This is a genomic window from Flavobacterium piscis (genome assembly GCF_001686925.1).
GTDB classification, from domain to species: Bacteria; Bacteroidota; Bacteroidia; order Flavobacteriales; family Flavobacteriaceae; genus Flavobacterium; species Flavobacterium piscis.
This window is the reverse complement of record NZ_LVEN01000038.1, coordinates 37435-59010: the sequence shown is the minus strand read 5'-3', so window position 1 is coordinate 59010 and position 21576 is coordinate 37435. Positions and strand designations below refer to the sequence as shown.

14 protein-coding genes are annotated in these 21576 nt (G+C 32.7%); 9 read left to right on the top strand and 5 right to left on the bottom strand.

Going from position 1 to position 21576, the window contains the following annotated elements:
- Positions 1 to 10: 10 nt before the first annotated feature.
- From FLP_RS16895 to FLP_RS16855, 9 genes are all read left to right on the top strand, one after another.
- Positions 11 to 9805, top strand: coding sequence for a SpvB/TcaC N-terminal domain-containing protein (locus tag FLP_RS16895; RefSeq protein ID WP_065450709.1), 9795 nt, complete (start codon positions 11 to 13; stop codon positions 9803 to 9805).
- 10 nt (positions 9806 to 9815) lie between these two features.
- Positions 9816 to 10328 carry a hypothetical protein gene (locus FLP_RS16890; RefSeq protein ID WP_065450708.1) on the top strand — a complete coding sequence of 171 codons (513 nt, stop codon included), beginning with the start codon at positions 9816 to 9818 and terminating at the stop codon, positions 10326 to 10328.
- Positions 10329 to 10493: 165 nt separating this feature from the next.
- On the top strand, positions 10494 to 10994 hold the full coding sequence (locus FLP_RS16885) for a hypothetical protein (protein ID WP_065450707.1): 501 nt from the start codon (positions 10494 to 10496) through the stop codon (positions 10992 to 10994).
- A gap of 211 nt (positions 10995 to 11205) precedes the next feature.
- The gene (locus FLP_RS16880) at positions 11206 to 11700 is read left to right on the top strand and encodes a hypothetical protein (protein WP_123921681.1); all 495 of its coding nucleotides are present in this window, start codon (positions 11206 to 11208) and stop codon (positions 11698 to 11700) included.
- Positions 11701 to 11752: 52 nt separating this feature from the next.
- Positions 11753 to 12283, top strand: coding sequence for a hypothetical protein (locus FLP_RS16875; RefSeq protein WP_065450705.1), 531 nt, complete (start codon positions 11753 to 11755; stop codon positions 12281 to 12283).
- A 10-nt stretch (positions 12284 to 12293) separates the two neighbouring features.
- Complete coding sequence (locus FLP_RS16870; protein WP_065450704.1) at positions 12294 to 12938, top strand: hypothetical protein; 645 nt, start codon at positions 12294 to 12296, stop codon at positions 12936 to 12938.
- A gap of 60 nt (positions 12939 to 12998) precedes the next feature.
- Positions 12999 to 13511, top strand: coding sequence for a hypothetical protein (locus tag FLP_RS16865; RefSeq protein WP_065450703.1), 513 nt, complete (start codon positions 12999 to 13001; stop codon positions 13509 to 13511).
- 138 nt (positions 13512 to 13649) lie between these two features.
- The gene (locus tag FLP_RS16860) at positions 13650 to 13889 is read left to right on the top strand and encodes a hypothetical protein (RefSeq protein ID WP_123921680.1); all 240 of its coding nucleotides are present in this window, start codon (positions 13650 to 13652) and stop codon (positions 13887 to 13889) included.
- 136 nt (positions 13890 to 14025) lie between these two features.
- Positions 14026 to 14655, top strand: coding sequence for a hypothetical protein (locus tag FLP_RS16855; protein WP_065450701.1), 630 nt, complete (start codon positions 14026 to 14028; stop codon positions 14653 to 14655).
- Between the two features lie 49 nt (positions 14656 to 14704).
- Here the strand turns inward: FLP_RS16855 and FLP_RS16850 are convergent, their stop codons facing one another.
- The 5 genes from FLP_RS16850 to FLP_RS16830 are packed head-to-tail and all read right to left on the bottom strand — an operon-like array spanning position 14705 to position 21558.
- Complete coding sequence (locus FLP_RS16850; protein WP_065450700.1) at positions 14705 to 15451, bottom strand: hypothetical protein; 747 nt, start codon at positions 15449 to 15451, stop codon at positions 14705 to 14707.
- The gene (locus FLP_RS16845; protein WP_207797848.1) at positions 15448 to 16446 is read right to left on the bottom strand and encodes a PD-(D/E)XK motif protein; all 999 of its coding nucleotides are present in this window, start codon (positions 16444 to 16446) and stop codon (positions 15448 to 15450) included. The genes FLP_RS16850 and FLP_RS16845 overlap by 4 nt, the downstream gene beginning before the upstream one ends.
- On the bottom strand, positions 16436 to 18676 hold the full coding sequence (locus FLP_RS16840; protein WP_065450698.1) for a Z1 domain-containing protein: 2241 nt from the start codon (positions 18674 to 18676) through the stop codon (positions 16436 to 16438). The genes FLP_RS16845 and FLP_RS16840 overlap by 11 nt, the downstream gene beginning before the upstream one ends.
- A 10-nt stretch (positions 18677 to 18686) precedes the next feature.
- Positions 18687 to 20216, bottom strand: a complete 1530-nt coding sequence (locus FLP_RS16835) for an ATP-binding protein (RefSeq protein WP_065450697.1) — start codon at positions 20214 to 20216, stop codon at positions 18687 to 18689.
- Complete coding sequence (locus tag FLP_RS16830) at positions 20167 to 21558, bottom strand: DNA cytosine methyltransferase (RefSeq protein WP_065450696.1); 1392 nt, start codon at positions 21556 to 21558, stop codon at positions 20167 to 20169. The genes FLP_RS16835 and FLP_RS16830 overlap by 50 nt, the downstream gene beginning before the upstream one ends.
- Positions 21559 to 21576 lie beyond the last annotated feature (18 nt).

Genomic DNA, 21576 nt, shown 5'->3' with positions numbered 1-21576 from the left:
AACCTGCTTTATGAAAAATAAAATTATAATACTGGTGTTTTTAATAGGTACATTTTTGTTCGCCGCAAATTTTGGACCGTACAAAATAGCTTCTTTATTCACTGAAAGTACTTCTAAAAAAGAATCAGATGTTGCAGAAACAGATTTGATTAGTATTGTTAAAAACGAAACTAAAAACACAAAGTCATTTAGCGCTGATATTCCGGAGGGAATCATTGGTGTTGTCGATGCTTCAGATGTGGATGATGCTTATGATAACGTTTTTCATCTTAAAGTAGATGATTTACCTGAAAATGGAGAAAGCGCTTATTTAGAATACGAATTATACGGATACGATCAGGCGGCTTCGATTTCAAGAAGTTTAAACAATCAGCCAAGTATTGGAGGGCAGTTTTTATCTCAAAATAAAAACTGGACAAAACAATCAGAACTGCTTTCTGAAAAATCTTTGCGTACCGGAGATAACGTCTTGTTATTTACCGCACCAGAAGGAAATTCAAATTCCTATAAAATTAAAAATGTTCGTATTGTTTATAAATCGGCACTTGCTTCGACTGATTTTACATTATTGAAATCAGCAAATAAACTATATATCAAAGGAACGAATTTTCCTTCTCAGATAAAAAAATTGAGTATCGGCGGAATTGCTATTGATGTAAGCCAGCCTGAATTTGAATTGGTTTTAGATGCCAAAGAGACCGGAAATTCTATTGTTGTGACTAAAGAAACTTCAACTGGATTGATCACTAATGAAAAATTAGATTTAAAGCATTTTACACAAGTAGACACTTTCAGACCGATAGAAAATGCAAAAGAAAGAATTTTCAAAACCATTAATTTTGAAACTGAAAACAAATTAGCATACAAAGATTTTCAAGCCGTTTTTCCGGCTGGAGCCTTAAAAAGTAATATCTCAGTTACAGTAAGTGGACTCCGAAAAATAGACATTGCGCCGCTTAATTCAGCAATGGTGAATGTTACCGGAAAAAATGCAGGTTTCCGATTATTGCCGCACGGAACTATTTTCGAGAAAGCAGTAACATTATCATTACCATACGACAAAAAAACAATTCCCGAAGGCTACACCGAAAAAGATATCAATGTATTTTATTTTGATGAAAATAAAAGATTATGGCAGGAAGTAACCAAAGATTCATTGGACATCAAACAAGGAATCATTAAAGCAAAAACGACTCACTTTACTGATTTTATTGCCGGAATTATTAAGATGCCGGAATCTCCTGAAACTTCCGGTTATACGCCAACAAGTATAAAAGATCTAAAAGCCGCAAGTCCTTTGGTTGGAATTCAGTCTATTGCACCACCTTCGGCAAACGTAAGAGGAACAGCCAGCACCGGGTTTTCAATCGTAATACCTGCCGGAAGAGGCGGCATGCAGCCTTCACTGAATTTACAATATGACAGCGATGGCGGGCACAGCTGGGCTGGTATGGGCTGGGATATTTCGGCTCCTGCAGTAAGTATTGATACCCGTTGGGGAGCGCCTCGTTATGATGCAGCAAATGAAACTGAAACTTATTCTATTTCAGGCGAACAGCTTATTCCGAATTCTCACAGAGCGGCTTGGACTTCGAGAACCACTGATAAACAATTTTACCCAAGACGCGAAGGTGCTTTTCAGCAGATTATCCGTAAAGGATCTTCTCCTAAAAATTATTACTGGATTGTAAGAGATAAAAGCGGAGTTGCCAGTTATTACGGAGGAACCGCTTCCGGACTTTCTACCGATGGAACTTTACAAGATGCTTCAGGAAATATTGGACATTGGGCACTTTGTCTTCAGGTCGATTTAAAAGGAAACACTGTTGAATATGCGTACGACAAACGTGATGGAGAACTTTATCTTAAAAAAGTATATTATACCGGTTTTGGTTCTCAAAAAGGAAATTACAATGTAACATTTGTAAAAAATTCCGATTTGGGTGAAGCCAACCGTCCTGACGTTCAGATTTCTGCCCGTTTAGGTTTCAGACAATTGAACAATCAGTTGTTACGAAAAATCGAGGTTCGCTACAAAGATGATATGGTGCGCAGTTACGAACTGAATTACAAAGAAGGTGCCTTTAAGAAAACCTTATTGAAGTCGATTTCAGAATATGACTCCGAATCAAAATTATTCTATACCAATACAATGGATTATTTTGATGATGTTCGTGATGCTTCCGGAAAATATAATCCGTTTGGACCTGAACAAAATTGGACTGTGCCGGATGATCATTTAAAGAATAATATTTTACCGAATATAGATCTTTCGGGTAAGCATACACTGGGTAATAGTTCTAACGGTAAATCTGGGGGAATTAATTACAGGATTGGAGTTGGATTGTCAACTGATTCCGGAAATTTCAAACAAAATACGGTAGGTGCCCATGGTGGAAACAGCTGGGGGTCATCTGAAACTATTGTTACATTAGAAGATTTAGATGGCGATCAGCTACCGGATAAAGTCTTTAGGAAAGGAGATAATGTTTATTACAGAAAAAATCTCTCTAATCAGGGTTCAAATTCGTTTGGAGAAATTCAGGAAATATCATTAAATACTATAGGAAATTCATCCAGCAAGACTTTCAACTGGGGAGTCGATTTAACGATAGGATACTCAAAAGTCAGCGCCAATGTTGGTTTTGATAAACAATATTCGAAGAGCAACACCAAAAGTTATTTTATGGACTTTAATGGGGATGGATTGGTAGATTTTGCCAATAACGGACAGGTATATTACAACCGGCTAGTTAATGGAGTGCCTACTTTTAAGCCAGGAAGTGCAGAAACGCCTTCGCCGGTTTCAGGTGATGGAAAACTTACTTTAAGTTTTCCGATCCCGGCAATGACTTTTGAAGAAATGCAGGTAAAAAACCCACTGCATGACGTGGTGCGTATGTGGGAAGCGCCCGTAACCGGACAGATTCAGGTATCGCATACTTATGAACTGCAAAAAGATTTATCAAAAGAAAGAGCAGAATATCTGACCAATGACGGAAAAGATAAAGCCGATGGGGTGCAGTTGTTTTTCCAGAAAGGAAATGCTTTAGTGTGGAAACAGGCCATTGCTGCAGATGACTATATTAGTAAATCTAAACAAGATTTAATAACGGTAACAAAAGGGGAAAAATTATTTTTCAGGGTAAGTTCCCTTATGGATGGAAGTTTTGACCAAGTTCTCTGGAGTCCCAAAATAGCTTATATAACCATAAATGATAATACAGGAAGTCTGGTTCCGATACCGGATAATGCTGTAGATGCCAACTTATATTCATTGAAAAATTATGATGCTGAAAAAGACTTTTTAAGCAGTACAAATTCTGGTTTATTGGTTTCTAACGGCAACATCACATTTGCTGGGAATTTTGTAAAACCCATTACATCAGATCATATTACCCTTAAGATTTTCAGAAAAGATCTTGATGCAGGAGCAGTTGAAACCGTGCTTTATCAGAAACAGTTTAATGCAAATGAAGTAGTGTCTTTTGACCTAAGTACTATCGGTGTTGTAAATAACAGTACTACGTCACAGATTCGTTTTGTTTTAGAGAGCCAGACCAATATTAACTGGAACACGATTTCTTTTAATCCTTCGATAAATATGCCTGCAATAGCGCCTGCAGCATCGGAGAATAAAAAAATAGATGTGTTTTTACAACGCTATAAAAAACGAAAAGGAGATTATCTTTTAGAAAAGAAATCTTCTGCTATTGACGGAGTTTTAGCCCTTAATTTAGCCCTTACCGATCTTAATCTGCTTCCAGCGGGATTTAATAATCTCAGATTTAAATTAAACGGTGCTGTTATCATTACTGCAAAACAGAACAATCAATTAATAGCCCGAAAACGCTACAAAATGGTTAATGCTGTTTTGACAGAAGATTTAAGTGTTACAGAGCCGGCAACTTTATTTACTGCAGTAATACAAGACCAGCCCATTGATTTAGAAATCAGTATTCCTGCTTTAGAAAGTAATGAGGTAACACAGCAGTGTGTAGCTCTTTTTCAAATGCCGATTTATTTAACTGTACAAAATGATACCCCGGGTTTATGGACAGCAGATACCAACAAATATGCTGTTTATTCTAATTTTTATACAGAAGAATTGCAACTGGGATTAGGACATAGAGAATGGGGAGGATTTGTAATCAATAATACAGGGACTTTTGCTTCTGATTTAGTAGCCGTTTCTCAATTAAGAACATCCGATACATACAACGCAGAACCCAACTTAGATCCTGACAACCAATCAGAAACAGAACAGCAAGGCTATGATATTGCAAAAGTTTACTTTGTAAGCATGCAGAGTACCTATAGTAAAAAGAATATGATTGGTCTGGAAGAAACTACTTTTATAGACAGTAGATTTATGGGAACTTCCCGTCTTGGAGAAGATGATATTGTGTCTTATTTTGATGCAAGTCTCCCAAGTCTAGATGGCGGTGGTACTATGGCACTGAACATCTTAAGTGAAAACGAAAGCACCAGTTATTCAGCCGGACTAAAAGTGGGGCCGCTTGGACCAGGAGGTAGTAAAGGAGAAGGAAAAAGTTACGTTACCCAAACCATGGCAGATTTTAACGGTGACCGTTTTCCGGATTATGTGCGTGGAAAAGAAGTGCAGTTTACTTCTCCAACAGGAGGAATCAGCACTAAAACAACTGAAATTTATAATTACAGCCATGGAGAGAGTAAATCAGACGGAATTAGTTCTGATGGAAGTTATTCTCATGCCTTTACCAAAACCGTTCAAAAAAGTATACCTATTACAGATAGTAACGGTTGCATTACAAATGAAATTGTGTCAGAAAAAGAGGCAACAGGTATCTCTGCAACCATGTCGCTGTCCGGTAATTTAGGAAAGAACGAAGATGAATCGCAGTACATGCATATTGATATCAATGGAGACGGGCTTGCTGACAGAATCAAAAAAACAGGTGAAGTAGCTTTAAACTCAGGTTACGGATTTTTACCTGAAGAAAAATGGAATTTTGAAGGGCTTGCAACTGGAGTTTCAGAAAGCTGGGCAATTAGTCCTTCAAGTGGTATGTCTTATAAAGGAGGATCTTTTACCGGTGGATTCAATTATGGGAAAGGAACAGATAATTCCAATACTTTAATGCTGGATGTTAACTCAGACGGGCTGGCTGATAAAGTGGAATATACCGGTGGGAAAATGATGGTGGCACTCAATATGGGAGATAGTTTTATGACTCCTATTGCTTATCCTAAATTCTCAAGGATGAACGAAAACAACAGTACCAATTATGGTATGAATGTAGGTTTTAGTTATGATATTCCTATTTTCCTAATTAGGATTACCCCTAGTCTTGGAGGCTCAACAGGTTTTAGTACCAATCGTACCGAAGCTACTTTTAATGACATGGATGGAGACGGAAATTGGGATTATGTGCTTTCTGATGATGAAGATCATTTGGTTGTTCGTCTCTCGAACATCAAACGAACCAATAAACTAAAAGGTGTAACCAATGCGGCAGGAAACAGTTATGTTGTAGATTATGAGCTACTAAAACCAAGTTACGAAAACCCTTCTGCTAAATGGGTCTTGCAGTCTGTCGATGTTTTTGACGGACATGTGGGTGACGGAATCGATCATTCGAAAGCAAAAATCAGATACGAAGACGGGTATCAGGATCGCCGTGAAAGGGAGTTTTATGGATTCGGAAAAGTAATCCAGGAACAAATTGATGCCGCAGATGATTCGGTTTTCTCAACAACGGTACAGGAGTTTTATAATCAGGATTATTACCGAAAAAATCTGTTGAAGTATAGTTATATACTGGATAAAAACAACAAAATGCGTCAGGAGTCTGAAAACGAATATAGTTTTGTTGATGTAGCAACGCAGGCAAGTGTTCCGGTATCAGACCTGAATTTACCTTCGTGCGATGACAAACGTATTTTTATAGGGCTGGTACACGCCAATCAAAAAATGTATGAAGGTGGTAGTGAGTATTTGGAAACCAATACCTATAACAAATATGACGCCAACGGAAATATTATACAGTACATCGATTCAGGTAATGGAACAGCTGATGACAAAGTAACCGCGAAAATAAGCTATTACGAAAGTACAACGCCTTATTACGGTGGGATTCCGAAACAATTAGAAGTTTCTACAACTGACGGGCTTCGTCGCAAAAGGGCTACAACAATCAATACAAAGACAGCCGAAGTAACCCAAATAAAAAATTACAGTGACGCAACTAAAATTGCTATTACAGATATTGAATATGATACATACGGAAACCTGCAAAAAATAATCGGACCAGAGAATCATAAAAAACAGCGTATGACTTTGGAGTATGTTTATGATGGCGACAATCATCAGTACATGACAGAAATAAAAGATGCTTTTGGATATCAGAATAAAATGGAATATGATTACCGCTTTGGAGCGGTATTAAAAACCACAGATCGCAACGATCAAAGTATGATTTATACACTGGATAGCAAAGGAAGAATGGCAACCATACAAGCGCCTTACGAGATTACATCCGGAAAACCCTATACAATTGCTTACGAATATTTTCCGGAAGCTAAAGTGCCGTATGCTAAAACGAGAAACTATGATCCTGAGTTAGATAAAGACATCGAGATTTTCACCTATACTGACGGATTAGGCAGAGCCTTGCAGGTTAAAAAAACGGCCAGTTTATTTACTCAGGCAGGAAGTCCCGATAAAGAAGCACAAATTGTATCAGGGAAAATTATTTATGACGGATTGGGAAGACCAACAACAAGCTACTATCCAACAACCACAACAACAGTCGATAATAAGTTTAGCACAGCAGTATCAACTGTAAACCCAACAAAAACAGAATATGATGAAGTTGGGCGTGCTGTAAAAATGACCTTGCCTGACGGTAGCACTAATACAATTGTTTTTAATGTAGAAAATTATGATGGTGTACAGACCTTGCATACGACGCAAACTGATGCATTAAATAAAATAAGCCAGAGTTATACAGATGCTAAAGGTAAAAATATAGCGAGAATGCAAAATGATCTACTAACGAAGTTTGGAATAAATGCTTTGGGAGAAATTATAAAAGTAACAGATGCTATGGACCATATTACCAAAAGCAGTTACGATTGGTTAGGTCGAAGAATTGAGTTTACACATCCTGATGCAGGGACAACAAGCATGAAATATGATTTGGCAGGTAACTTAACCAGTCGTGTTACGCAGGACATTAAAAATACAGTTCCAAACGATGGTGCGATAGTTTACGAATACAATTATAACCGATTAGAAAGTATAAAGTACCCGAAGAATCCACAAAATAATGTACAATACAATTATGGCAAATCCGATGGAACAGCGTCGCGCCGGGGCAGATTGTGGTTTGTACAAGATGCCAGCGGTGGACAGGAATTTTTCTATGGAAAATTAGGAGAGATTGAAAAAGAAATCCGTACTCTTCGCATTACGCCTACAGATATACAGACCTATATTTCGGAATTCGAATACGATACATGGAACCGTATCCAGAAAATGACCTATCCGGATGGTGAGGTTGTTGAGTATACCTATAACCGCGCCGGAAACCTGCAAAGCATGCAGGGCAAAAAAGAAAGCCATACGTACGATTACATTAAACAATTGAGTTACGATGAATTTGAACAGCGCAAGTATCTAAAATACGGTAACGATACCGAAACCAATTACACGTATGACGATGTAATGCGTAGGTTGCAGCAACTTCAGGTAAAAAGCGGTACCAGACAAGTCATGAACAATACATATGGTTATGATTTGGTGGGGAATGTACTAAATATCAAAAATACCGCGCCAGTTGTTAACAATACTTTAGGGGGAACTGCTTCGCATGAATACCAATACGATGATTTTTACAGGTTAAAATCGGCAAAAGCAACTTATCAGGGTGAGTTTACTAAAGCAAGCTATGAGCTGAATATGAGCTACAACAAAATGCACAATATTACCAAAAAAGATTTGGTGCATACCGTAAATAATGAGCAGAAAGGCTATGTATTAGATTATAATTACGATAACGAATTGCATCCAAATGCACCTAGCAAAATTGCTGAAATAGGAAAAACCGAACCAAGAGAATACATATATGACGGAAACGGAAACCCAACGAGTTATACTGAAGAAAAGAGCTTTAGAAAAATGACGTGGGACGAAGAAAACCGTTTGATGGGTATCAATGATAACGGCAGGATTCATCAATTTACCTATGATGCAGCAGGAGAACGAGTAATTAAAAGTTCTGGTGATTCTCAGAATGTTGCCATCAATGGAGAAACGGCTGCAACGATTGTACACACTGATGATTATACCGGTTATGTAAGTCCTTATTTTGTAATTAACAAAGGCAAATTCACTAAACATTACTTTGAGGGTGCAGGACGAATTGTAAGCAAATTAGGAAACGGATCATTTGCACAGCCATTAAAAATAACAGCAGGAGGCATAAATTACGGTAAGCTTACTGCCGAGCAGCAAAAAGCATTGGATAATTATGTTAAAACATTGGGGGTTCCACCAGGGCCGCCAACGCAACAGGGAATATATGCAACTCCTGAATTTACAGGTGATCCTTACCCAAGTGAAACACTTAAACCAGTTGAAGAAAACCAAGAACCACCAGAAGGTTGGCCGCGAAATCCGGTATTTAATGCACCGGGTGATGTACCGGGACCACCCGTACAATTTGGTCCTCCTGTTGAACCTGCTAATGTTAAACCCGGAGAAGGATTTACGGGAATCGGTCTGCCGGAAAATGATATTTTTTATTTTCATCCTGATCATTTGGGAAGTACTTCGTATATTACAACTAAAAACGGAAGCATAAGTCAGCATGTTGAGTATATTGCCTTTGGAGAGGTTTTGTTTGAGGAGCATTCCAGCTCGTTTTCCAGTCCATATTTGTTTAATGGGAAGGAACTTGATCGAGAAACTAATTTGAGCTATTACGGTGCTAGATATTATGATGCTAAAGCAAGTTTATGGTTAAGTGTTGATCCTTTAGCAGAAAAGTTCGCTGGACGCTCTCCTTATGAATATTGCTTTAGTAATCCTGTTAGATTAGTTGATCCTACAGGTATGGGACCAGACGATCCGCCTGCATGTAAAAACATTTATATAGTTTTAGATTATGACGGAAACAATAGTAATGATCGTAATCGAGAAAAAGTAGAATTTTCAAATATGGAAAGATCTGGCTGGAAGGGAATTTACGCGGCAAACATACAAGATGCGAATGAGCAGGTAACAAATTATTTAAATGGTACAAAAGCAAATAATATACTTTTAGAAACCCATGGTGGACCTGAAAATTACGTTAATAGAAATGGTGAAATAGTTGGGACAGGTACGTATGTATCTGTAGATAATAACAATCATAATCGAATAGGTGAGAAAGATTTATCTAAAAGTATTGCAGGAACAAATACAAGAAATCAAGCAGATGTCGATGCTCTTGTTGGAATAGTAAACCAAGTCAAATCACAGGGGAATTTTTATGTGCAAAGTTGCAATACTGCTGACAGTGATAATTTTTTTAATAACCTACGTTCTTTAACTGGCAGTACTGTAAATCTGTTTGGAAGTACAGAATTTACTTCCACACCGTTTTTTATAAATAGAGATAGACCGGGTGTAGCGAATTATAATCCAGCACAACTTTTTAATAGAAACACAATTACTTCTTCCAATGGAGGAAAAATGTATCAAGCTGGTTGTGGAGATGATCCCCCAATATTATTAAAAAATATACAAATAAATAAGTCAGGAATTGTTACATTTTAAAATAAGCAAAATGAAAAAAATATTATTTTTTTACTTCATAGTGTTCTGTGCTCATTCGCAGACTCCACTTCATAATTTACTAAAATCAATAAATGGAGTTGCTGAGATTAATATATCAAAAACTAATAGAATAAAATTTTTATTAGGAAAAGATGAATTAAGCGAATTTAACTCAAATAAAGTCATTGAACTTTATAAAAGTTCAGATACTAAAGCAGAAGTTTGCATGGTACCTATTAGCATATCCAGTAAGTTCCATGTTTACGTTGAAATACCATTGTTTCTTTTTATGGAGAAGAAAAATCTCCTTACTAGCAATACATATGGTTCTTATATAATATTTGATAAACAAACAAGTACATTATATCGAATAGAATCTGATATGGCTTGCGGTTCTGTATATAAAAAAAACAGAAAAATTCTAGTTACAAATAGTTATTTTGGAGCATTGATGGAAAGTGTTTTTATTTTAGATAATAATCTAAAAAATATTAAGATAGCTAATGGAAATATTGCAAATTAAATTTTTTGTATTGATAATCAGTTTTCACGTTTATAATTGAATATATCACTTATATCGCATCCCTCACGAATCCTTTCGTGTGATGCAAAGAGAGCAGACAAATAAAACAAATTTGATTATTGATAAAAAAAGATGAGGAATTAGTCTATTTCAAAGCTAAATTGTATGAAAAAAATTATGTTTTTTTACTTTGTTTTTACATCTGTATATTCACAGACTCATTTACACGATATTGTGAAATCTTGTAAAGAAGTGTTAGAAGTTAATATATCAAAATCTAACAGAGTCAAATTCTTACTTGGTAGTAATGATTGTAGTGTTTTTAAATCAAATAAGCTTGCTGAACTTTATAAAGATTTGAGTATAGAACCTGATATTTGTCTTGTGCCAATTAATGTTTCCGAAGACATGAATGTGTATGTTAAAATTCCAATACTACTTTTTAAAGAAGAAAAGAATGCAATTATATTTAACGTGTTTAATTCTTATTTGATATTTGATAAAAAAACAAGTACCTTTTATCAAATAAATTCAGATTTTGCATGTGGTTCAATATATAAGAAAAACAAAAAACAGTTGATAATTAATAGTTCTTTTAATAAATTGACTTCAGATGTTTTTAAACTTGATCAATATCTGAATATATCGGGAGCTCAAATTAATTAAGATTATTAATTACACTTAAGTAACCGTACTGGTGAGGTGTGGTGTGAATGGATAACGACTATGTGTGTTGTACAATGATTTATAAAATACGGAAGTAGGTCTTCCACAATCGTTGTGCAATCGAGGTTTTCTTATGTTTAAAGAGCATTTAAAAACCCTGATCATTTGAGAAGTACTTCATATATTACTACCAAGAACGGAAATCTAAATAATGAAAAATAAACTATTCTGCAGAAGCAAGATTCTTTATATATTATTGAACGTTATTTTTTTGGGATGTTCAAAGAATAATAATTCGTTTTATGATAAAGTAGTATACTATCATAGTAATTTTTATATGTTGCCTGGGCCACCCGATAATAGTGAAAAATTTGAGATTTATTATTCTGACTTTGTAGAAAAAAATACTAAAATTCATTATAAAGACCTATCTCAATTTGGATTTATAAAAAGTGAAATTAACAATAATTTTTCTGACAAGATAGATGCCTTCTTTACAGATCAAAACCCTGGGAAATATTATCCTGATTATAAATGTTTAAATTGTTACCAAGATGTTTTACTTTTTTATAAAAATAACCAATTAATTGGTATCGCTAAGTTTGACTTTAAATGTGATAAATATTGTTATACCAACTTTGAGGCAAATAAAGAAAGATATTTAAAGAAAGATTGTCTACAGTATAAGTATCTCTTTAAAGAATAAGGTTTGTCTGGACAAAAAAATCTGAACGTGATAAAGGGTAACACTTATAATTATGAATAGAAAAATAGAAAAATACATTTTAGTATGTATTTTTTCAATATTGTTTTGCAATTGTTCCCATTATAATAATGTAGATGAACTTGAAACAATTTATGGTAATACAGGAGATTGTAAAGAATTATACAAGATAAAATATACTGAAAGTACGATTGTAATGATAAATTCTTCTATACAAGGAAAAAGTACTCAAACTGATAGTACTATTTTTTATAAGAAACAAAATGGATATTATGATAAAAGAATTTTAGAAAATCAGATGTTTTCTAAAAAACCTAAGACAGCACCTTTATTAAGTTTCTCAAGTAAAAAAGATACATTTTATACTTATAGGAATTTGCTAGGTGAATTTTATTGTCAAGTTAATAAAATTAACTCTAATAAATTTAGAACAACTTTTGCTTTTAAAGATAGTTTAAAGTTTAAGTACAAAACTGTAATCTATTATGATCAAAATTATAGAATTCAAAAAATTGAGGAGGACTACAATAAAGATAAATTTATTTTTATCAGTAAAAAATATTGAAAAATCAACTATGAAAAAAATAATATTACTTGTAACTATCCTTTTATTTACAACAACCGGACACGCTAAATTTATTAAAGCTGTCTTATTTATGGAAGACGGATCAACTAAAAAAGGCCTTGCTGAAATGGTAGAAAGTGATGATTCTAAAGTCTATTTTAAAACAGATGAAGAAGCTAAAAAAGAAAAAATTGAAAGTGTCAACATCAAAAAAATTGAATATGCAGATTCTGAAAGCAAAAAATATATTGCGGAACGATTATATGCCACAACAGCTAATATTCTAACAGGCAAATTTTCGAGATCAAAGAAAAAACTGTGGTTTTATATGGTTCATGATAAAAATGTAAAAATAGGTGCGATTGCCTCGGATGGCAGTAATCGTCGAAATGCAGCAGGAACGAGTACTGTAGTTACTTTTGCGAATACAGCTTATTATTTTGGTAAAAAAAATAGTATAGAATTAGTATTTGGTTATGCTACAACAGGATCAAATGGTTTCGCAATAGGAACAGATTCACTTATTAGAAAAATGTCAAGAGAAGCTTTTGCAGATTGTCCAAAACTTATTGATGCAATTTCGAAAGAAGATTTTAAATCCGGATCTGTCATGGATCAATTAAAAACTATTTTTGAGAAAATAAAATGCAAATAAACATTTTAGTAGTGCTAGGTATTGTATTCATATAGTTTGTTTTGTAAAAAGATTTATTTAATGATTAAAGATTTACATTCATTTGTAAGAATTGAAGTTCCTCGTGCTGAAATCTTTCCACATTTTTTCGCATACAATCTGTTGAAGGTTTTCGAAAAACTATGGTATGTACCTAAATTTTTATCTCCAACCTTTAAAAATAATTTTTCCAAACCAGGAACAGGTAATTATATTATTTATTTTGATGACAACAATACCGCAAGATATCAATTACTAACTTTTCTGCAAGACATTTCATTTTCTACTCAAATCAATGATCTTACCGCTGTTCGTTTCATCGGATTAAAGTTTGTTGAGTGTCATTTTTCTTTTTCTGACTTGGAAACAGGTAAGACAAATATTCAATTTGAATGTCTACTTAAGCTGAGTTCACGCTTTTGGGGATTATTATTTGAAACTTTAGCACGTAAAACAGTACAGCGTCATTTGGATACATTTTTGATTCAAAGTGCTAAGGAATATGAACAGTTTTGGTTATTAAAACGCAGAGATACTTTCGTTCAAAACATTTAACACAAAAAAATCTTCTGTAACGGAAATGATAAAGTACTGAACGATCTATGTCTTTTCATAAACTAGAAGTAGTTAAAATAAGTAATGAACAAAGTTTGCTGAGATATTTTTATAATGTATTGATTAATGCACCCACAAATGGAAAAAATTAAAAAAATCAATTCCAAATATATATTAAACATTTCTATTTTAATTGGTCTTGTATTATTAGCTGCCTTTTATATTAATAATTATAAGAAAACTATAGAATTAGAAGAAGAGCTAGCCAGAATTAATAGAGAAATATATCAGAATCAAATAAATTCTAAAAAAAGAGAAAAAGAATTTACAGAGGAAGAAAAAAAACTTGAGAAAAAGAATAATAGTATAGAGAATTAAATGAATGCATTCAATATTTATCTTGTAAGTTACTTTAACATATAATTTAAAATTCAATCTGTTCAATCTTAGAACTAAATGCACCTATTGTTCTGAGAATAAGTCAATTTAGATCGACAAACAAAATGAATAAAATATGGACCTTAATGAAGCTATCAATATCGTTAAAAGTTTTAAAAATGAAAGTGTCAAAGAAACTTTAAAGGATTTAGAGAGATTAGAGAAAACCATTTCGTTTTCAAATTTCGAAAGTATTTTTTTGGCAGCAAAAATAATAAAAGATGCTTCATCACAAATTGATGAAATCGTCCATGCATCAGGTATAATGATAGCAAAAGAAGTTTGGCTAAATGAAGATGAGGAAGTACAATATTTATCACTTGGTGCTGGAAATCATAAAGAACGTTTTGATATGGAAACCAATTTGCGAATTGCTGAATTTAAATTTGGTAAATGGAATGATAACAGTGCAAATGGGATAAGACGAAGAGGCTATTTCAGCAACTATATTAATCTTCTAACTGCAAACGATCAACGCAATAAATATTTCATAGTGGAAGATAAAAAGTCCTTCCTAAAATTTGTAAGTGGAAAAGCAACGTGGAGAAATGTATTGAGTAAAAATCCATCAGGTTTTAAAAAGCTGGAAAAATTTATAATTGAGAATAAAAAAGAACATTTAGTTACAGTTGGTGAAATTCATAAAGAATTTGAAGAATTGGTTGCTATAATAGATTATAATCAAATAATAGAAAACATAAATTAACATCAAATTCCTATAGAAAGTTGAGGTTATTTTTAGTTTTTTCTAAATATTAGTTTTCAATACTTCTAACAAGATTTATCCAATCGGTCAATTCCATTGACGGATATTTATTATTGTAATATTTCCCAACAATCTGAGCAGCCGAAAGTAATCTACTAGACTTCAGATATGGATTTATTTCATTTAGAAGTTGTACATTATTTATTTTTAACAATTTACCATCTTTAAATATATCTTGTTCAATTTCACTTACTTCATAAATATTGATATTTTCATTATTATCTTTTTCCTGAACCAAATTTGGCGTAAAAAAAGTATTTATATTTTTAAAAAAATCAATAATATTAGATCTTTTAAATAAAACTGGCAAATCACCATTTTTAAGTCTTCTTCTTACTAGTTCACCATCTTTTACTTCTGACTGAAAAAATGTTCGGGAATAAAATGAAACACTTTTCCCTACATTTAATCTCTCTTTTGCTACATGGAAATTCCAGCAAACAAAAACATCATTTACACCATCATATCCCAAAAAAATAAATGGATTCGGAGATAATTTTATCGAATCAAATTCAGATTTAACTGGTAATTGAGCTCTTGTTGTTGTATCTCTATCTGAAAAATATGCACTAGATATATTCTTAACATAAACGTGATATTTTTGATCTTCAAATGACATTAAAAAAGGTTGTACGCCCTCAATATAACAAAAATCGTCAGACTGTTCTAAAATTTCTCTAGTTAATGCTAACAATGTCTCGGGCTTTATTTTATCTATATTCTTAAATTCATTCATAACCCTAAACTTTTAAATAATAAACTATCATGTATTTCCAAACTTTGTTCAATAACACTTGGAATGTTCGAAAGATCACAATCAAATGTTATATTAGAAATCTGAATAGGAATTGCGTTTGAATGAATGTTAGGAATATCTGCAACTTTATAAAAAGACAATGTATCTGATGCTTGTTGGTAATCAAAAAATACATCTCCTAACTTTTCATATTCATTTCCCACAGTCTTGTATATAATTTCGTTCATACGAAGTTGCACATTAATATTAGTTATTTTTGCAACAATCATATCTCTAATATTCAAAATACTGATTCCCATACCAGTTTCAATAACAAAGACAGAACCTATCAATAAATTTGAACTTGGATTATTATTTAATTGTTCTATAGAAAACCTGTGTATTCTTTTTGATTTAGTTGTTGATTTTATTTCAAGTTTATCTTTACCATCATTAAAATCAAATTTATCAAATGGTGAAATATGCCAAGAATTAATTAAATATTCCGGATCTAAAGATTTTTCAATTACTAATAATTCCCCCCACAAACCCTGAAGTGATTTAACAGCAGGCTTAGTAATAGAGCTAAATAGTTCAATAACTTTCCTCACTTCTCTGTAAAGATCTCTTTCAGTAGGTATTGAATCAATCTGCTGTAATATGATTGAAAAAACATCCGTAAAATATTGTTGTAAATCTTTATTTAAAGTCTTTAAAAGTACTATAGTGAAAATTTCACTCGAATTATTTTCATTCTCTCTTATACTGCATTCTTGAGAAAACAATACAGAAATTAATTCTAAATTAATATCTATTGAATTGGTTAGATTATCACATTTTATAAAAAACAATGGGTAGCCATCAGTTGATGCACCAATTTTATGATTGCCCGAAAATGGTACAGATTCAACTGAAACATATTCTTGATCTCCATTGTTTCTATGCTGAAGTTCTAAAAAAACCTTATATCCGGAGTTTTCCATACTATTCATCATCTTCAAACGTTAAAATATCCGGCTCAATTGTACTATATCCTGTTGCAAAATTCTGTGGATAATAAATAGCAATAGTGTATATTATTTTTCCAACATATTTATTAATTTCTTTACATTTCAATTTAATTTTGTGAATTTGGATATAAATTGAATCTTCATCTTTAATTTTGCTATCTCCCGGATATACTTGATTTCCTGTAGTTGATCGCCCAGTAAACAACTGATCAATTTTTAAACTGGAAGAGTTGAATGAACGCTCTCTAAATTCACTTTCAAATGCCATCTGAACAAATTTAACATTTGAAATTGGACATACAACTTTTTCTGACAAATACTGCAAATACCTGATTGTAGCCATCTTACGCGCTGTATCTGAATAATTACCAAATTTAAACTGAGTTAAAAAATCAATTGCTTTATCGACAGAAACTGTCGAAATTTTATGATTTCTGTCTGCTGTTAAATACTGTGGCTCCCATAATGTAAAATTATTATTAGCTAAAAAGTTTTCAATTACTCCTTTATTTGATTCAATAAATTGTAAAGCATTCATTGCATGCCATCCTTTCATTTTTGATTGTACAATACTAAATGGAAGAATGTTCTTTCTTGTAGGACTTAATTTCTCAGCTAAAATCAGTTGTTGTTGAACGTTTACTAAACTATCCGTATTTTTCAACCAAGATCGCATCTCTTCTTCATGTTTAACGTATTCAACATATTCAACAATAGAATCTGTAGGTAAATAAACCCTACAAGCGTTTAAATACTTCTGTTTATAACCAAAAAAACGACATCTTTGTTGAATTGTGTCAGCATTCGATTTACCCTTAGTATATCTTGGCATATACGTTACAGCAAGGTTTTCTACAGTAAAGCCACGATTAAGCATATCGGCTCCAACTAGTATATGAGATGAAGCGCTATCCCAATCAACTTCTTTTGTAGCATCAATTTCACTTATTATTAAATATAATTGAGAATCATTAATTGCATCAGAAATAAATGGTTTTATTTCGGAAAAATGAGGAACTTCATCTCCACTGGAATAGAATTGTGCAGTTTCTTTGTTATACAATTCTTCAAACTCCCTATCTAAATCAATTCGAGCGATGTCATCATTTTCAAGATTAAGTATGGTAGTCCACCTACCTATTAATTCCTTCGTCCAACCATGAAATTTTCTACTAACCTCCTTCTGCCTATCAGCGTGTATCATCATCGACAAAAACTTAACTTTTTTCCAATACGAAGTGATGAGTGCGACACTTAGTATATAAAATTGTATGGCCTCTTTAAGAGAATCTGGTGCATGACCTAAGTTATTATCTTTATAATGATAAACTTCATTGTCCGGAATTGATATAACTAAATGTGGATAATCTTGAAAAAAGGTTTTTCCTCCTGTATATTTTTTACCAGGAGTTAATACTGTATGGCTTTTCGGCGAAAGTAAATCCATAATACTAATCAATAATGGACCTTGTGGCGTTGCTGTATATTGAACATAAGAATGATTTGGAATTGATGCTCTTAAATTCAGTATACTAGAATAGGTACTAGATTCCTTATTATCAGTTTCTTCATCCCACTCAGGTGAAGTACTAGCCTTTTTACTATTCGCAAAGGCAAAGCCATTCAATGAAGCCTGGTCGGCCTCATCATCAATAATCAAAACTCCTTGTTTACCTAGTTCTTGTTGAATTATCCTTGATTTAAATATATCTGCTAATTCATTAACATGTTTAAAGTGTTTAAGTAAAGTAATTAAAATTGTAGGTTTAGTAGTCAATCTCATTTTACCTCCTATTTCATCAATTTTACTTAAGGTTGGGTTTTCATATATTTTATAAACATTATTTAAAGAGCTATCTTTAATTAAATCCTTTGTTAAACGCTTAGTTGTCTGCGAAAGTAAATTTGTCTTTGTACCCGCTAGAAAAATAATAATACGATAACCATTGTCTGCTGCTAATGCGGTTAAAGAAGTAAAAGACATCGTTTTTCCACTTTGTACATATCCGACAGAAAGATGTGTAGTATCCTGATCTTGCAATAGCCTAGGGTTAGTGCAGTTAGACAAAATTTGATTGGTTTCACTAATTAGATTTTCGATTTCATCTTGATCCAAAAATTCTTGAAAACGAGTAACTAGATCATCCATTTTAGGCCCCATTTCTGGTTTAAAATGATTATTTAAATTTTCAGAAGAAAGTATTTTTATTTCCATAAAATAAATTTTACTCTTGTACTATATAATTATTAAAAATAGTTCTCAGTTCAGAAGGATATTTCATGCTTTTTTTTGTTGCGAGAAATTCCGCTAAAGCAAAAGATTTAAATATTGCAATAATAGGTTGATAATCATTAGCCTTTTTAAACTGTTCAAAACGATTAAAAAAAGGATGAGCCAAATTGATTTTACAAACAAGAACTTCAATATTGTCACTTGATAAAGATTTCTGTTTCACGGAATATAAAGCATCTGATTCATCTTCATTTATTAAATCCACTTCAAATTTACAGGTAACTCCTTCATAATCAAAAGAATCAACTACTGACCCTAACGATAATGCTTCTGAAATTATCTGTTCTTCTTTCTCTGCATTTTCTAAATCCGATGTAAGGACTTCAACCTTCTTAATTTTATCTGTTAATGGCTCTTTTACAACTTCTTTTTTTTGAGTATTAACAATTCTTGTTGCTATTTTAGAATTTTCCTCTTTCGTTTTAACTCTATAATTATCCGCTTGACTGAGTAAATTGAATGAAGGATCCTTAAGTTCATCTCGTAATGCATCAATAAAAGCATTTAAATTTTCTTTATCTGTGAAACCATTTTTATTAAATGTAACATCAAATCCTTCTAATTCAAGTTCTCCAAAAAGTCGTTTATATCGAAAATTACCTGGAGAGCCAAAAATTGAGGGAGGAAAAAAGCGATCCTCATCACTTCCAACAATCACTCTACCTCTTCTTAATAAAACTAGACCATTTGCATTGTTTTGAATAGATTTTAATATAGCTATGAATCCCTTAGCTTTGTATTTTCCAAGTTGAAAATCGATCTGTTTTTTCCATAAAACTTCTTTACCACTTTCATCATTAAAAAATGGGACATTTAAAACCTCAAACTTTGGAGCTTGAAGATATTCTCCATTCACAATAATTTCAATTTCTTCCTTTCCTAAAAAAACTCTATAAATACTAGCTAAATGTCTTCTTACCTTATCCATTTGATATGGCGAAGGCGCGTTATGTGACAAGCCAGAAAGAACAATCTCTGTATAATGGAGGCTTTCATTCACTGGAGATTCCACTACAATTAATTCTTCTTTGTTTTCAGACGTTATCCTTTGTAAATCAAATTCTGTAAATCGCTCGACAGACTCACTTATAGCTTTGGTACGAACCGTCCACTTATCTGCTAGCCAAATAGATGCAGTTTTCATACCCATACCAAACTCATTTAGTTTAGTATTGTCCAAAGGAATATTTGCAGGTTCAAAGGCTCTGAGGTAATTATTAAAATTAATACCTGCGGCGTTATCTTTAATTATAATTTTACTAGCATTTTGATCAACATCAATACTTATTCTAAAAACATATTGATCATTAATCTTTAATATATTGTCTTTATTATCAAAATATGATTGAACAGAATTATCTACATATTCACTTAATGCAAGAGCAACAGTATTATTTAAGGCACGAAATGTCTTATATACATTCAGTTGTAATGCGATTGACACTTTTTCTATTTGGCTCATGGCTAATTAATTTTTCTGCGATTGTTTTAACAAGATCAACATTTACGGCATTTCCAAATGCTTTGAAAGCAGCTGGGATAGTATCTGGATATTTTTTCAATCTTTGCATACCCTGCAAAGAGGCTGCCTCATCCTTTGTCATATATCTACCTTTTAAACCTTCCCCCTCATCTAATGATTCGGTTGGAAGAGTTACCCAAGGAAAAATTGGAATTTGTGTTGTAGTTAAAACTAGTGCAGGAGAATAAGTTGGTTTTTTGACTCTGATGCCTGAGGGTCTGAATTGAATAATTTTATTAAAAATTGTGGGATTGTCTTCAGTTCCACAGTTCCACTCAAATTTTTGATGACTATTCTCAAATGTCTTAATTTTAGGTAGCCAAGAATCTAACCATGTTTTATTTTGCTCGTAGAATTCTCTATTACGCTTTATAAATTGAATTTTCCAAGTTGGAAATTTTTTACTCTTACTAGTTACTGCATAATTTGGTAAAAAAGTCAAACAATCATCCTTGGTAGGTCCTTTTACGGAAGCGCCAAATTTACCTTTTTTATTTTTTAGCTGTTCTAACGATTGAAAAGCTGGTGCTATTTCCTCATAATCATAATTTGCTCCAAATTCCATTGCCCAAATTGGAAAAGTAGGTAATTTTCCGCCATGCTTATATAGTTCGTCTAGGAACTCTTGCCAGATTAATAAATGATTTCTTGTATCATTTCTTAAATGCATAAAATCTTTAGCAGATTCATCTACTATATTTTTTATATCACATTCATAGCGTTTTGGTAAAGGAAACTCAAAATCTTTAAGAGGTTCTATTGATTTTTCAGTTTTTAATTTACCTACAATGTAAAATCGAAACCTATGTTGAGGCGTACCAAACTGATGTGGTGATAAAATAGTTTCTTTTACATCATATAAAGTAGAAAGTGTTTGATAAATAATGTTCCATGTATTTCCCTTATCATGATTTTTTAAATTTTGCACATTTTCTAGAAAAACATACTTTGGTTTATGATATTCTAGAATTTCCATAATATTTGTAAATAAGTTACCTCTATCTTCAGTAAAACCTAATCTTTTTCCAGCCTGTGAAAAAGGTTGGCAAGGAAAACCGCCACACAAGATATCGTGCTTTGGAATTTTACTAACAGGTATCTTCGTAATATCTCCATAAATTGGAGTTTCAGGAAAATTTTCAGCATATAGTTTTTGTAATTCTGGCTGAAGTTCACTTGCAAAAACACAATCGTGTCCTAATTCTTCTAAAGCAAGATGAAATCCCCCAAGACCCGCAAATAAATCTATGAATTTAAATTTTTTTGGATTCTTTTTTGACATTATTTTTATTAAATTATA

What these genes read in the sequence shown, in the direction of transcription:
- FLP_RS16885 (WP_065450707.1), top strand. Translation starts at nt 10,494, where the DNA reads ATGAAAAAAATTATGTTTTTTTACTTTGTTTTTACATCTGTATATTCA.
- FLP_RS16895 (WP_065450709.1), top strand. Translation starts at nt 11, where the DNA reads ATGAAAAATAAAATTATAATACTGGTGTTTTTAATAGGTACATTTTTG.
- FLP_RS16860 (WP_123921680.1), top strand. Translation starts at nt 13,650, where the DNA reads ATGGAAAAAATTAAAAAAATCAATTCCAAATATATATTAAACATTTCT.
- FLP_RS16870 (WP_065450704.1), top strand. Translation starts at nt 12,294, where the DNA reads ATGAAAAAAATAATATTACTTGTAACTATCCTTTTATTTACAACAACC.
- FLP_RS16855 (WP_065450701.1), top strand. Translation starts at nt 14,026, where the DNA reads ATGGACCTTAATGAAGCTATCAATATCGTTAAAAGTTTTAAAAATGAA.
- FLP_RS16880 (WP_123921681.1), top strand. Translation starts at nt 11,206, where the DNA reads ATGAAAAATAAACTATTCTGCAGAAGCAAGATTCTTTATATATTATTG.
- FLP_RS16835 (WP_065450697.1), bottom strand. Translation starts at nt 20,216, where the DNA reads ATGAGCCAAATAGAAAAAGTGTCAATCGCATTACAACTGAATGTATAT.
- FLP_RS16850 (WP_065450700.1), bottom strand. Translation starts at nt 15,451, where the DNA reads ATGAATGAATTTAAGAATATAGATAAAATAAAGCCCGAGACATTGTTA.
- FLP_RS16875 (WP_065450705.1), top strand. Translation starts at nt 11,753, where the DNA reads ATGAATAGAAAAATAGAAAAATACATTTTAGTATGTATTTTTTCAATA.
- FLP_RS16890 (WP_065450708.1), top strand. Translation starts at nt 9,816, where the DNA reads ATGAAAAAAATATTATTTTTTTACTTCATAGTGTTCTGTGCTCATTCG.
- FLP_RS16845 (WP_207797848.1), bottom strand. Translation starts at nt 16,446, where the DNA reads ATGATGAATAGTATGGAAAACTCCGGATATAAGGTTTTTTTAGAACTT.
- FLP_RS16830 (WP_065450696.1), bottom strand. Translation starts at nt 21,558, where the DNA reads ATGTCAAAAAAGAATCCAAAAAAATTTAAATTCATAGATTTATTTGCG.
- FLP_RS16840 (WP_065450698.1), bottom strand. Translation starts at nt 18,676, where the DNA reads ATGGAAATAAAAATACTTTCTTCTGAAAATTTAAATAATCATTTTAAA.
- FLP_RS16865 (WP_065450703.1), top strand. Translation starts at nt 12,999, where the DNA reads ATGATTAAAGATTTACATTCATTTGTAAGAATTGAAGTTCCTCGTGCT.